The following is a 14,424-nucleotide window of genomic DNA, read 5'->3' on the forward strand; positions in this document are numbered from 1 at the left end:
CGCATCTCCTCGCACCAAACGGAGACTCTCTGACCGGATGGGAATCCGCTACTTCTTCTCGTCAAAGCGTTTTCAAGTATCATACCACATATTTTTCAGATTGTCAAGCCATGCGGCTGGTTTTACGCAGGATTGCCGGACGGGTTTATGCTCGCTGTTCGCTGAGCATCCGGCGCATCAGCACCAGATCCTTTGCATCGATCACGCCGTCCTCGTACAGGTCTCCCTGCTGCCAGTCGGTCAGCGTGCCGCCCCGGATCAGATACTTCTGCATCATAACCAGATCCGCAATACTAAACTGTCCGTCTGCGTTTACGTCGCCCCGGATGCCGGATACGCCCGGATCCGTATCGTCCGCTGCTTCACTGCCGGAATAGGTGATCTGGGGCTCTTCCACTTCCTTGAAATAGAAGTTCATGTAATCCACAGCGCCCTTGAAGTTCCGGTCCGTCATGCCTTTCCCAAGGAATGCGTAATCGTCCTGGGCTGCGCTCATAACAGCCAGAGGCGTCAGCGAGAGTCTGTTGCTGTCAGCCTGACTGCCGTTGATCAGCAGGGTGCCCTTGCCGTCTATAATGCGGATGGTGATCTTGCTCCATTCTCCCTTGACAAGCGGCGCAGAAGCGGTAAGATGCTCCGTGGTCTGCCCGTCAGTGATGGTCAGCTCTGCCACGCCGTTTTCATTGCAGGGGGTGAATGCCATGTATGCGGTTTCATCACCGAACCAGAACAGATTCTGCTTGGCGGTGCCGCCCTTCCACAGCGCTGCCAGGCTGATCTGCAGATCCTTGGAACGGATCACCGTATCGTCCAGCATCACATAGTCGTCCGCTCCGTCAAAGGACAGCACGCCGTTGGCGGAGGTGCGCTGGCTTTCCCACTGGGCGCCCTGCTGCAAAGCGTTTGTTGCCGCATAGGTATCCTGTGCCCAGGTGTCGGTCTTCTCTGTAAAGGTGTAGCCCGCCAGGATTCCGTCCTCCGTGTCGTGCCAGCCGTAATCATCCAGCCAGCCAAAGCCTACACCGCTGTTTTTGGTTTGTTCATTGGAGTAGTCGCCGTCAACGATTGCCTGACCGGAGTAGCTGCCCTTGCCGTACAGGTAGGCATTGCCCTTGATAACCGCATTGTCGCTGACGGTCACTGCCTCCGCCAGAAACGCCTTTTGCAGGATCTTGGCGTTGCCGGACACTTTACAGGAGTTGGAGACTACCGCACTGTCGCCGATGAGGACATTGCCGCTGAGGGCCACGCTGCCGAATACCCAGCCGTTGTCATAGATCATGCCGCCGCCGTCTACCACTGCGTGACCGCTGATGATGACCTGATCCGATGCGGTGACGCTGTTTGCCACAATGGCATGATCCTCCACCCGCACGTTGCCGGTAAGCGTGGCGTTGCCCAATACCATAGCGTCCGGGCCAACATAGACAGAATCGGCAACAGAAGCACTGTCAGCCACCCAGCCGCCGCCGTTGGCATGTATATGTCCACTACCCTTGCTGTAGCCGCCGGACTGCTGCACCTGTGCGCCGGTGAGCTTCACTGCGTAGGGATAGCGCTGCCGCTCCGTGCCGGTTTTATAAGAAGAAACATTGTCCTTATGGAATGCGTTGATATCATACAGATCCTTGGGGGTACCGGTGACAGTCAGGTATGCGGAAACTGCTCCGTTGGCGGATACGGTCATGCGTTCACCGCTGTCGAACAGATCAGAGTAATGCTCGTTGCCCGCTTGATCGACCGTGACGATGCATGCCCGCCAGCCGGCGTTGCTGTCATTGGAAAGGCCCTTCAAGTCCACGGAAATGGTATCTCCGGTGATGGTCAGAGGCATAATGTTGATACCGGACTGCATGGGAGCCTCCTCCTGGGGAGACTGAAGCCAGCCGTCCCCGTTGTCCTCCAGCACAGTGTAGAACAGATTCCAGAAGAAGGGGGATTGACTGAGTTTGCTTTGGAACTGACTGCGGTATGCGTCTTTGGCACCGAAATTAAAAGTCGCCATGCGCTTTGCGTAATGCCCCAGTACGTCCTGTGCGTCCGTGCCGAACAGGCGTGTGATGGTGTCAAAGGGGTATTCACCGGGCTGCGCCTCGGAAATCAGGCGCTTGACCGAGTCGATACCCAATCCGCTCAGATTGTCCGGGTTGTAGGACATATACACCAGGAATGGCCATACCTCATAGTAATTCCGTCCGTGGGGCAGGGTCAGGCTCAGATTGCGGATGTATGGCTCAAACCAGCAGGTCTGGGTGGTGCCGTCGTAGTATTCGCTGCCCAGATACATTTCCCGGAACCAGTTTGCCAGCGGCTCCCACCAGGCACCGGTAATGTCCTGATCTACCCACGCCTTCTGGTGAAGGGTCACTACATGACCGAATTCATGGGCGATGGTCAGTTCGTCCAGCATGGCGTTGGGGCTGATGATCTCGATCCCGTAGCCGTCCTCCGCACTCATGAACGCCCAGCCGTCCGGGTACTGATCCAGACCTGTATAGGTCAGGTATACGTTGGTTTTATACTTTTGGGTGCTGTTCCCGTACATATCCACATTCAGGTTCTCCATACTCAGGTACTGGGTGTAGCACTGCCAGAGCTTTTCGTAATCCGCCAGATTCCGCTGTAAAAATGCGTCATTGACCTGACCGGTGGTGTCGTTGTTTCCGTAGAAAATAACGAAATGCTCGGATTCCACATAATTTGCGGTGGTACAGTAGCCCCATTTGTCACGGATCAGATACGCTTCGTCCGCGGCAAATACGCTTGTGGGCATCAGCTGGAGCATGGATGCTGCCAGAATGCCGCTGGTCACAATTGCTGTTGCTTTGGTTTTCATAACCTTTCTCCCCCTGTTTCATGCGGACAGCATGGCGCTTGCTCTGTGATTATGCGCAATGCTGCCTTTGTGGTCCGCTGCGTTGCGGATGATACTGCAGGCACAAGCAGGCAAGCCTGCCCAGCGCAGAATGGTATTCGGGCAGCACTTCGTAAACTTTGCGTGGTGCTGCCCCGGCTCGTACACTGCATTGTACGCTGCGAAGAATACACGCACTTTATTGTAACTGATCATTCATACAATGTCAATGATTATTTATAACACAGTTCATGATTTATTGTGATATTTTCATGAAACGCCGCACAAAGACTATGTGGCGCTGTTTTATAAATATATGAAAAACAGGGGCTTGAAAAAAAGACGCAGATGTGGTATGCTATATCTTGTGTAGGTGTTTGTATACAATACCTACTTATGCAGACCCGAAGGAAAGGAACACAGGTATGGAACAGGAAATCCAGACAGTCCGGGAACGGCTTGCCGCATCCGATGAACAGCCCCTTGCCATGGTGCAGAGCTTTGGCTGTCAGCTGAATATGACGGACGGAGAGAAGCTCAAGTGGTTGTTGCTGTCCATGGGCTATGGCTTGACAGAGGAACCGGAGCAGGCGGATCTGATCCTGCTGAATACCTGTGCAGTGCGGGAGCATGCGGAGGATCGGGTGTTCGGACACCTGGGACAGTTAAAGCCCTATAAGCAGAAAAAACCAGGGCTTATTATTGGACTTTGCGGATGCATGACGGCGGAGGAGCCTGTTCGGGAAAAGCTGAAGGCATCCTACCCCTATGTAAATCTGGTGGTGGGTACCGGGGCGCTGGAGCGCCTGCCTGCGATGCTGCTGGAGATCCTGGGGGGAAAAAAGCACAGTGTGGACGCTACCGTCCAGTCCGCCCCCTCCGAGGAGCTGTCCCAGGTGCGCAGCTGCTCCTTCAAGGCGTCCGTGCCCATTATGTACGGCTGCAACAATTTCTGCACCTACTGCATCGTGCCCTATGTGCGGGGCAGGGAGCGGAGCCGGGATCCGAAGATTATTGAGCGGCAGGTACGGGAACTGGTATCCCAGGGCTGTAAAGAGATCTTCCTGCTGGGGCAGAATGTAAATTCCTACGGGAAGGATCTGCCGGATGGCATCCGCTTTCCGGAGTTGCTGCGTCGGCTGGATGCCATTGAGGGGGAGTATTGGATCCGATTCATGTCCTCCCATCCCAAGGATGCCACGCCGGAGCTGATCGACGTGATCTGTAACAGCCGGCATGTGGAAAAGCATCTGCATCTGCCGGTACAGAGCGGCAGTGACTCGATCCTGCATGCCATGAACCGGTGCTACACGGTGAAGAAGTATCTGGAAACGGTACGGTATGCCCGTTCCCGTGTGCCGGATTTTGCGCTGACCACGGATATTATCGTGGGATTCCCCAACGAAACAGATGAGGAATTTTCTGCGACTCTGGGTTTGCTGGAACAGGTGGGGTTTGATAATGTATATTCCTTTATCTACTCACCCCGCAGCGGCACCAAGGCGGCACAGATTGCGGATCACACCCCGGCGCAGGTGAAAACTGTCCGGATGCAGCAGCTGCTGGCGCAGCAGCGTGAAACCTCCACAAGGCTGTACCGGCGGTTTCTGGGCAGGACGATGCAGGTGTTGTTTGAAGGGGTCAGCCGCAAAGGCGAACCCTGGCTCACCGGGAAAAGCACAGAAGGCGTGATCGTGGAAGCAAAGGGGGATCCCTCCCGGATCGGAACCTTTGCGGACGTTCACATAGAGGAAACGAAAAATTGGGCAGTGCTGGGAACGATCCTGGACTGACCCGAAGATAAGGAGTCTTTGAAATGGAAAACGAACAGATGGATATTATTGCAATGACCAGAAAGCTGGGAGCTATGCTCCAGCAGGATGACCGGTACACCGCATATCACCTGGCAAAGCAGGCAAATGACCAGGACGAGGATCTGCAGAAGCTGATCGGGGAATTCAACCTCAAGCGCATGGAGCTGAACTCGGAAATGTCCAAGCCGGACAAGGACCGGGACAAGCTGACCGCTCTGGACGGCAAGATCAAGGAGCTGTACGGTCAGATCATGGCAAACAAAAACATGGCGGTATTCAACAACGTAAAGAATGCCATGGATGAGCTGCTGTCCCAGATCAATATGATTATTACCATGAGCGCCAACGGCGAGGATCCGGCAACCTGCTCCGTGGAGCATAGCTGCGGCGGAAACTGCAGCAGCTGCGGCGGCTGCCACTAAGGACGGCGCCGTATAACGGCAATACACCCAAGCGGCGGTCATATTCTTATGACCGCCGAATCCAATTATGAAAGGGCTTTCTGACATGGAGATCGACACCACAAAATTATCCCCTATGATGCAGCAGTATATGGCGGTCAAGAAGAAATACGGCGACGCCATTCTGTTCTTCCGTCTGGGAGATTTCTACGAAATGTTCTTCGATGACGCTGTGCTGGTATCCAAGCTGCTGGAGCTGACCCTCACCGGCAGGGACTGCGGTCTGGAGGAGCGTGCCCCCATGTGCGGCGTGCCCTTCCACAGCAGCGAGATCTATATCAAACGGCTGATCGGACTGGGGTATAAGGTGGCGATCTGTGAGCAGATGGAGGATCCTGCCCTTGCCAAGGGATTGGTGGAACGGGACGTGATCCGGTTGGTGACGCCGGGTACCCTCATCGAAAGCAGTATGCTGGACGATGCCTCCAATAACTTTCTGGGGGCTGCATACAGAACCGGGGACAGCGTTACCCTTTGCTTTGCGGACATTTTCTACCGGAGAGGTGTCCATGCACACCCTGGAGGGCAAGCAGCTGGAGGGGGATGTCATCAACCTTCTGTCCCGGTATACCCCGGCGGAGCTGCTGTGCAACGAAGCCTTTGTGCAGCTGGGAGGCTGCGGGGAATTTGTGAAGAACCGGCTTCACTGCATGCTGACCCTCCGGCAGGATAGCTGCTTTGATCCGGTGCAGAAGCGGCAGATCCTCTGCACCCAGTTTTCCGTGGAGGATCCGGCGGTGCTGGGTCTGTCGGAGGATGGGCAGGACTGCGCCTGTGCCTGCGGCTTGTTCGATTACATTGCGGACACCCAGAAATCCCTGGTAGGCAGATTTACGGATATCCGCATCCAGGGGCAGAATGCGGCGATGGGGCTGGATCTTACCGCCCGGCGGAATCTGGAGCTGACGGAGACCCTGCGCAGCGGAGAACGCCGGGGCAGCCTGTTGTGGGTGCTGGATCGCACCGGTACCTCCATGGGCAAGCGTCTGCTGAAAGGGTGGCTGGAGCAGCCCCTCATCAGCCCTGCCCGGATCATGGAGCGGCTGGACGCTGTGGAGCAGCTTTGCAAGAAAAGCGCCGTGCAGATGGAGCTGAGCGAGATCCTCCGGCAGGTGTACGACCTGGAACGGCTCATGACCCGGGTCATGTATAAAACCGCTACCCCCAGGGATCTGAAATCCCTGTCGGTGACCGCATTGCAGCTGCCGGCGCTGAAGGCACAGCTGGAGCTGGTGTCGGATTCCAAGCTGCTGGCACGGCTCAACAACCACATTTCCACCCTGGAGGCGGTATCCGACCTGGTGGAAAAGGCGATCGTCGAGGAGCCGCCCATTACCGTGAAGGACGGAGGGGTCATCAAGGACGGGTTCCATCCGGATCTGGATCAGCTGCGGAGCCTGATGGGCGGCGGTTCGGATCTGATTGCCCAGATTGAGCAGCGGGAGCGGGAATCCACCGGCATCAAGGGGCTGAAGATCGGCTTCAATCGTGTGTTCGGCTATTATCTGGAGGTCACGAAATCCTACTACGATCTGGTGCCCGCCCACTACATACGCAAGCAGACCCTGGCAAACTGTGAACGTTTCATCACCGAGGAGCTGAAGAATGCGGAAAACACCATTCTGGGCGCCAAGGAAAAGGCGCTGCGGATGGAGGCGGAGCTGTTTGCCCAGGTGCGGGATTTCCTGGCGGGACAGCTTGCCCAGGTGCAGGAAACCGCCGTATCCGTGGCGGCGGTGGATGTGCTTTGCTCCTTTGCAAAGGTTGCCCAGGAGAACAACTACACCAAGCCGGAGATTGCCATTGACGGGGTCATCGACATCAAGGACGGCAGGCATCCGGTGGTGGAGCAGGTGCTGCAAGAGGAAGTGTTTGTGCCCAATGACGTGTACCTGGATCAGAAGGGCAGCCGCATGGCGATCATTACCGGCCCCAATATGTCCGGTAAGTCCACCTACATGCGGCAGGTGGCGCTGATTACGCTGATGGCGCAGATCGGCAGCTTTGTGCCTGCCAGGTACGCCAAGATCTCGGTGGTGGATCAGATCTTTACCCGGGTAGGCGCATCGGACGACCTGGCAGCAGGTCAGAGTACCTTTATGGTGGAAATGAGCGAGGTTTCCGCCATTCTCAAGTATGCCACCAAGCACAGTCTGGTGATTCTGGATGAAGTGGGACGGGGTACCTCCACCTTTGACGGGGTCAGCATTGCCCGTGCTGTGGCGGAGTATATCGCCAACAGCCGGCTCATTGGCTGTAAGACCTTGTTTGCCACCCACTACCATGAGCTGATTGCCCTGGAGCACAGCGTGGAGGGTGTGCGGAATCTGAGCATTGCCGTGAAGAAGCATGGGGACAGCATCCGCTTTTTGCGGAAGATCGTGCCAGGCGGCGTGGATGACAGCTACGGCATTGATGTGGCGAAGCTGGCAGGGCTGCCGCCCAGGGTGGTGACCCGTGCCAAGGAGCTGCTCAAGGAACTGGAAAGCCAGGCGCCTGTCCGGCAGGAGCAGCTGCCCCAGGACGGGCAGATCAGCTTTGCTGTCGTCAGCCGGGATCAGATTGCCGACCGGCTCCGCAAGACCCATCTGGATGAGCTTAGCGACCGGGAATGCCGGGAACTGCTGGAGGATCTGGTGCAGCTGGCACAGGCGTAATGCAGAGAAAGGAACAAGCATGTCGATTACGGTTTTACCCAAGGAATTATCAGAGCTGATCGCCGCAGGAGAGGTCATCGAGCGGCCTGCCTCCGTTATCAAGGAACTGGTGGAAAACTCCATAGACGCAGGCGCCAGCCGGATCACTGTGGAGATCCGGAACGGCGGCTCTGTGTATATGCGCATCACCGATGACGGCTGCGGCATTGCACCGGAGGAGGTGCCCACCGCCTTTTTGCGGCATGCCACCAGCAAGATCCTGGAGAAGGCGGATCTGGACAACATCCACACCCTGGGCTTCCGGGGCGAGGCATTGGCATCTGTGGCGGCTGTGGGCAGGGTGGAGATGCTCACCAAGCAGGCAGGGGCGGAATACGGCGTGCGGTATCAGATCGAAGGGGGCACAGAGTGCGGCATGGAGCGCACCGGATGCCCGGAGGGTACCACCATCGTAATCCGGGATCTGTTCTTCAATGTGCCTGCCCGGCAGAAATTTCTGAAAAAGGACGTGACGGAAAGCAATGCGGTCAGCGCCATTGTGCAGAAGATTGCCCTGTCCCATCCGGAGATCGCCTTTACTCTGATCCGGGATCACCGCCGGGAATTCCATGCCGCCGGGGACGGTACCCTGTATTCCGCCATTTATGCGGTATACGGCAGGAGCTTTGCCCAGGATCTTCTGCCTGTATCCTATAGTGAAAACGGCATCAGCCTGGAGGGCTATGTGATCAAGCCCCTGTACGCAAAGAACAACCGGTCCCTCCAGACCTTTTTCATCAACGGCAGATATGTGAAATCCGTGACCTGCTCGGTGGCGTTGGAGGAGGCATACCGGACATTGGTAATGACAGGAAAATTTCCGGCTTGTGTGCTGATGCTGACCGTGCCCCCGGAAACTGTGGACGTGAATGTACATCCGGCAAAGGCGGCGGTGCGGTTTACGGATGAAAAGCGGGTATCTTCCGCCGTGTTCTTTGGGGTAAAGAATGCACTGATGCAGAATGGGCTGATCTATGAATTTCAGATGCGCCCCACTGCCGACTGGCAGCATGCTCCCAAGGAGCAGGAGCCGGGCTTTGCGGATGCGCCCCTGCCTCCGGTGCCTCCCCTGGAGTCGGTACAGCCGGCAAAGCCTGCCCCGATGCCTGCGCACCAGGAGGCTCCCGTTCCGGTGGCGGCTGTCAAGCCCATGCCGGTGGGAAATGTGCAGGTGACAGTGCACGCTCCCGAGCCGGAGGAAGCTCTGTATATGCACTCTCCCAAGCTGGAGTATGGGGCGGCGCCCGCTGCTCCGGAGCCGATCCGGGAACCTGAACCCCTACCGGAGACATCGACTGTCTTTGCCGGATTTGATCTGTTGCAGGATACCGCTGCGGCAAAGCAGGAGGAGCCGGTGCAGGCTCCGGTTCCGGCACCGGAGGAGCAGCCGAAGATCCGGGTGATCGGGGAGGCGTTCACCAACTACATTCTTGCCCAGGCAGGGGACAGCCTGTACATCATCGACAAGCATGCCGCCCACGAACGGGTGCTGTTTGAACAGTTCCGGGATGCAAGCCGCACCCCGGACAGCCAGATGATCCTCAACAGCAGTGAGCTGCTGTTGTCCGTGGCGGAGTTTGACGCTTTGCAGGCCAATCAGGAGGCGTTGAAGCAGCGGGGCTTTGCCTTTGACTTCTCCAATCCACCCTATGTGGCGGTATGCGCCGTGCCGGTGGTATGCGCTTCTCTGAATCTGGACGAACTGGTGCTGGAGCTGGCGGAGAATCTGGTACTGGGCAAGCAGGATCTGGCGTCCACCCAGCTGGAGGATGCCCTGCACACTATGGCATGCAAGGCGGCGATCCGGGCAGGGGATAAAAATGATCTGTCAGAGCTGCAGGCTCTGGCGGAGGAAGTGTTCGGGAACGAGCGGATCCGGCATTGTCCCCACGGCAGACCGGTGTTGTTTGAACTGACCCGGCACGAGATCGAAAAGCAATTCAAACGGGTGTAGGGAGGCGTCCATGGAGCAGGAAAAAATACCAGTTCTGGCGGTGGTTGGCCCTACCGCATCCGGCAAAACAGCCTTGGGCATCGCCCTGGCACAGGCATACGGCGGAGAGATCGTGTCCGCCGACTCCATGCAGATCTATCGGGGTATGGACATTGCCACTGCCAAGCCGACCCCGGAGGAGCTTGCAGCGGTGCCCCACCATCTGATCGGCTTTCTGCCCCCGGAGCAGTCCTTCAGCGTGGCGGATTATGTGGACGCTGCCCGTCGGGTCATCGGGGACATCTACAGCCGTGGAAAGCTGCCGGTGGTGGTGGGGGGCACGGGACTGTATGTGACCTCCCTCTTGGAGCATGTGCAGTTTGCTCAGATCCCTCGGGATGACGCAGTCCGGGCAGCCTTACAGGCACAGGCGGCGCAGGAGGGTACGGCGGGGCTGTATGCCCAGCTGTGCCAGGTGGATCCGGACAGTGCCGCTTGCATCCACCCCAACAACGTGCCCCGGCTGGTGCGTGCCATGGAGGTGTACCGGCTGACGGGAAAGCCTCTGTCCGCATTCAAAGCGGAGAGTCGGCTGGAGCCTTCCCCCTACCGTACCCTGTGGCTGGGACTGTGCTATCCGGATCGGCAGCAGCTGTATGACAGGATCGACCGGCGAGTGGATCAGATGGTGCAGCAGGGCTTGGTGCAGGAGGCGGCAGCGGCTTATGCGGCAGGGGGCATGGGCACAGCGGCGGCAGCCATTGGCTATAAGGAGCTGATCCCTTACCTGGAGGGGCAGGGCACTCTGGAGGACTGCATTGCCCGGATCAAGCAGGAGACCAGGCGCTATGCCAAGCGGCAGATGACCTGGTTTAGGAAAAATGAGCAAATTCAGTGGATTTCACGCACGGAATTTGACGAAGCAGAAGAAATTTTGGCTATCTGCAAGAAAAAGATAGCCAAGGCGGCTTTTTTGTGATATAATTTAGTGTGGTAGCTTAGGACAATTCTTTGCAGCCAAAACCAAGCCGCAAGAGCGGAGAAGGGATAAGCGAAATGAACAAATCGTTGAATTTACAGGACGTTTTTCTCAATCAGGCACGGAAAGAGCGTATGGTTGTGACCTTTTATCTGACAAACGGATTTCAGTTCAAGGGGGTCATCAAGGGCTTTGACGGTTTTACCGTGATTTTGGACAGCGACGGCAAGCAGCAGCTTGTATACAAGCACGCCATTTCCACCATCATTCCTATGAAGCCCATTTCCATTCTGGATGCTGCGGAAAAGGAAAACTAAACCATGAGCAGTTCGTGGATGTTGCGCATTGTGCGCTGGCTCCTTGCCGTAATGTCCATTGTCTGTGTGTTCAGTGTGGTGTACCATTTATACAACCAGCAGTACGAGACCGAAACCGCCATCTATGCCACGGCGGATGAGTCCGTGGCGTTCCAGGGGGTGTATGTGCGGGATGAAACACCCTGCACCTATTCCGGTCAGGGGGCGGTCTGTTACCAGGTTTCCGATGGGGGAAAGCTGGGCGTGGACTCCGTGATCGCCCATATCTATGGGGACGAATCCCAGATCGACCTGCTGCAGCAGATCAGCGCACTGCAGAATGAACTGGCGCTTCTGGAAAAGATCCAGAACCCGGGCACCAGCGAGTCGGCGCAGCCTGCCAATCTGTCCGGACTGATCCAGGAGCATTACAAGAGTTTGATTCTCCACCGGGAACGGAATCAGCTGACGGCGCTGGAATCCGAAAAGGAACAGATGCTGATCCTGATGAGTACCTACCAGCTGATTACCAATGTGGGAATGGATTTTACCCCCCGGATCAATACCATCAACGCCCAGCTAACCGCTTTGCAGGCAAGCCAGAAGGCACCGATGGATACGATCTATTCCGACCGTTCCGCCTATTTCGTCAGCTATGTGGATGGGTATGAGGATACCCTCACCAAGGAATCCATTGACGATCTGACGGTGGAGGAAATCCGGGCGGTGACGGACGATACCAGTCAGTCGGACAACCGGGTCATCGGCAAGCTGATTGACGGGTACGAGTGGTACATTGTCGGTGTGATCGACAACGCCAAGTCCCTGTTTGAAACAGATATGAAGGTCACCTTCAAGTTTGAATCCACAGCGGAAACCGTTACCGGCGTGATCGATTCCATCCGTGCTACGGACAACCCCAACGAAAGCATCGTTGCAGTGCGCTGCGACCAGTTGACCCATGACCTGGTGCAGCACCGGACGGAGCGGGTGGAAATGATCAAGGGGCAGTACGAAGGCATCAAGGTCAACCGGGAGGCTGTCCGGTTTGCACAGGTGGAGGAAACCGTAAAGGATCCGGAAACCGGTGAGGAGCAGACCCAGACAGTGGAGGCTCGGGGTGTGTATATCCTGCTGGGTGAACAGCCTGCCTTCCGCCGGCTGGACGTGATCTATGAGGGCAGTGATTATCTGCTTACGAGTCTGAACGCAGGCGAGGGCTATGTGTCCCTGTATGATGATATTATTGTGAATGGAGTGAGCGCAGATGGAACGTAGTGCAGAGCAGGTGCGGGAGAATTACAAACGCATTACGGACCGGATCGGTGAGGCGATGGCAAAGTACCGGAAGCCGGAGGAACAGGTTCAGCTGATGGCAGTGACCAAGACTGTGGATCCGGCGCTGGTAAACGTGGCAGTGGAATGCGGCGTGCGTCTGCTGGGGGAAAACCGGGTGCAGGAATATGAATCCAAAAAGGCACAGTATGACCCCAGGGCACAGGTTCAGTTCATCGGACAACTGCAGACCAACAAGGTCAAGTACCTGATTCCGGAGATCTCCATGATCCAGTCTGTGGATTCCCTGCATCTGGCAAACGAGGTGGAGCGGATCGCCGCCCGGGCAGACAAGGTGCAGGATATTCTGCTGGAGGTCAACATCGGCGGGGAGGAAAGCAAGGGAGGCATTCCGGCGGAGGAGCTGCATGGTCTGCTGGAGGAGGCTGCCCGGAAGCCCCATCTGCATGTGTGCGGACTGATGACCATTCCGCCCAAAACCGACGTTGAAAAATATTTTTTCCGGATGCAGAAACTTTTTATTGACATTTCGGCAGAAAACATGGATAATATAGATATGCATGTACTATCCATGGGAATGTCGGGGGATTATGTCGAAGCAATCAAGTATGGTTCCACACTGGTACGGATCGGCAGTGCGCTGTTCGGTGCAAGAGGATAGATGTATGGTTCCGTGCTGCCGTTTCCGCTGAGCATCAGGCAGCCGGAGAGAGACGGGCTTGGCGTTCCGGTACACGGGATGCAGGAGCGTGTCTCAAGGCAATATCGTACAGAATATGGCACGTTGTTGCCGCAAGAATTCATGCGGAGAAAAGGAGCAATGGTGATACTTATGAAGCTGTTAGATGACATTAAGAATTTTTTCCTTCCGCCAGAGGATGAAGGCTATGACGAGGGAGAGACTGTCAGAGAGAAGCCTGTACGCCGTGAGCGGGAGTATGACCACGACCGGGACAGAGACCGGGAGCACAGCCGTGACCGGGGTCGGGATTACGATGAGGATCCGGAGGAAAAGAGAAATAAGGTTGTGAATATTTCTGCCACTGCACAGCTGCAGGTGGTTCTGGTGAAGCCGGAGGTATTTACCGACGCAAAGCAGATCGCAGACCATCTGATTGCAAAGAAGACCGTGGTTCTGAATCTGGAAACGGCTTCTGCCGAGAACAAGAGAAGAATCATTGACTTTCTGGTGGGCGTTGCCTATGCAAATGGCGGCAGTCTGAAGCCGGTTGCGAATCTGACCTATATCATCACCCCCTATAACGTAGGCTTTATCGGTGAGGATCTGGTAGGCGAACTGGAAAACAACGGCGTTATCATCTGATGAACCGGGAGGATGGGGAACTGATCTCTGCCCGGGCAGCGGATCTGCTGAAAGCCTGTGACCGCAGCAATGCGCCCAGGTTTACCGCATTTCTCACAGAGGGGGAGTGCGCACTGGCGCAGCAGACTCTGGAGCGCCTGCACGGAAGCTTTGCGTTCTTTGGCGGGTATGCACAGGCACAGCGGCGCATATTATGTGTGCATCCACCGGAGTATGCCCCGGAGGAGCAGGCGTATCCCATTGCCTGCGTACATCTGACCTATCGCCGGGCGGATCATCTGACCCATCGGGATGTGCTGGGTGCTCTCATGCATCTGCGGCTGCGCCGGGATGCGATTGGGGATATTCTGCCCCAGGAGGGATTGACCCAGGTGTTCCTGCATAAGCCGGTGGCACAGCTAGTCTGCGATGAGCTGCGCAAAATCGGCAGAGTAGGGGTTCGGGCAGAGCTTGCCGCCTACACAGGCAGCTTTGTGCAGGAGTTTGAACCCATCGAAGGGACGGTTCCCTCCCTGCGTCTGGATGCAGTGGTGAGTCTGGCAGCCCGGATCAGCCGGGAAAAGTCGGCGGTTCTCATCCACGGCGGACAGGTCACAGTGGGCGGACTGCCGGTACTGACACCTTCTGCCCTGATCGGACAGGATGCGGTATTTTCTGCACGAGGTTTCGGAAAATTCCGCCTCGCACAGGTATCCGGCATCACAAAAAAGGGCAGACTGCATATAACCATTGAGAAATTCAAGTAGACAATTTCAGAAAGGAGTGGATCTT

Annotated in this window: 10 protein-coding genes, 1 pseudogene and 1 other annotated feature (1 of these 12 running past the window's edge); of the genes and pseudogenes, 10 read left to right on the plus strand and 1 reads right to left on the minus strand. The window is 56.4% G+C overall.

What is annotated here, in order from left to right; translation table 11 throughout:
* Positions 1-74: a binding site (T-box leader), on the minus strand; it reaches 152 nt to the left of the window's first position.
* 71 nt (positions 75-145) lie between these two features.
* Positions 146-2,836: a DUF6055 domain-containing protein gene (locus tag RUM_RS04245; protein WP_015557962.1), complete on the minus strand. Its 2,691-nt coding sequence runs from the start codon at positions 2,834-2,836 to the stop codon at positions 146-148.
* A gap of 443 nt (positions 2,837-3,279) precedes the next feature.
* Here RUM_RS04245 and miaB point away from each other — a divergent pair, with 443 nt between their 5' ends.
* The 10 genes and pseudogenes from miaB to RUM_RS04300 all read left to right on the plus strand — a co-directional run bounded on the left by miaB (position 3,280) and on the right by RUM_RS04300 (position 14,399).
* A complete protein-coding gene (gene miaB / locus RUM_RS04255; protein ID WP_015557964.1) occupies positions 3,280-4,647 on the plus strand; it encodes a tRNA (N6-isopentenyl adenosine(37)-C2)-methylthiotransferase MiaB in 1,368 nt (455 codons plus the stop codon).
* 23 nt (positions 4,648-4,670) lie between these two features.
* Positions 4,671-5,090, plus strand: a complete 420-nt coding sequence (locus tag RUM_RS04260; protein WP_015557965.1) for a YlbF/YmcA family competence regulator — start codon at positions 4,671-4,673, stop codon at positions 5,088-5,090.
* 85 nt (positions 5,091-5,175) lie between these two features.
* Positions 5,176-7,786, plus strand: a pseudogene (mutS, locus tag RUM_RS04265) (DNA mismatch repair protein MutS).
* A gap of 19 nt (positions 7,787-7,805) precedes the next feature.
* Positions 7,806-9,779 (plus strand): DNA mismatch repair endonuclease MutL, encoded by a 1,974-nt coding sequence (mutL, locus tag RUM_RS04270; RefSeq protein WP_015557968.1) that lies wholly within the window; start codon positions 7,806-7,808, stop codon positions 9,777-9,779.
* Positions 9,780-9,789: 10 nt separating this feature from the next.
* A complete protein-coding gene (miaA, locus tag RUM_RS04275) occupies positions 9,790-10,737 on the plus strand; it encodes a tRNA (adenosine(37)-N6)-dimethylallyltransferase MiaA (protein ID WP_015557969.1) in 948 nt (315 codons plus the stop codon).
* Positions 10,738-10,814: 77 nt separating this feature from the next.
* On the plus strand, positions 10,815-11,054 hold the full coding sequence (hfq, locus tag RUM_RS04280) for an RNA chaperone Hfq (RefSeq protein WP_015557970.1): 240 nt from the start codon (positions 10,815-10,817) through the stop codon (positions 11,052-11,054).
* 3 nt (positions 11,055-11,057) lie between these two features.
* A complete protein-coding gene (locus tag RUM_RS04285) occupies positions 11,058-12,311 on the plus strand; it encodes a biotin/lipoyl attachment domain-containing protein (RefSeq protein WP_041326266.1) in 1,254 nt (417 codons plus the stop codon).
* Positions 12,301-12,990: a YggS family pyridoxal phosphate-dependent enzyme gene (locus tag RUM_RS04290; protein ID WP_015557972.1), complete on the plus strand. Its 690-nt coding sequence runs from the start codon at positions 12,301-12,303 to the stop codon at positions 12,988-12,990. The genes RUM_RS04285 and RUM_RS04290 overlap by 11 nt, the downstream gene beginning before the upstream one ends.
* 171 nt (positions 12,991-13,161) lie before the next feature.
* Complete coding sequence (locus tag RUM_RS04295; RefSeq protein WP_015557973.1) at positions 13,162-13,653, plus strand: cell division protein SepF; 492 nt, start codon at positions 13,162-13,164, stop codon at positions 13,651-13,653.
* Positions 13,653-14,399: a YlmH family RNA-binding protein gene (locus RUM_RS04300; protein ID WP_015557974.1), complete on the plus strand. Its 747-nt coding sequence runs from the start codon at positions 13,653-13,655 to the stop codon at positions 14,397-14,399. Before RUM_RS04295 ends, RUM_RS04300 begins: the two co-directional genes overlap by 1 nt.
* The last annotated feature ends 25 nt before the right edge of the window (positions 14,400-14,424 follow it).

The sequence above is a fragment of the Ruminococcus champanellensis 18P13 = JCM 17042 genome (assembly GCF_000210095.1).
GTDB classification, from domain to species: Bacteria; Bacillota; Clostridia; order Oscillospirales; family Ruminococcaceae; genus Ruminococcus_F; species Ruminococcus_F champanellensis.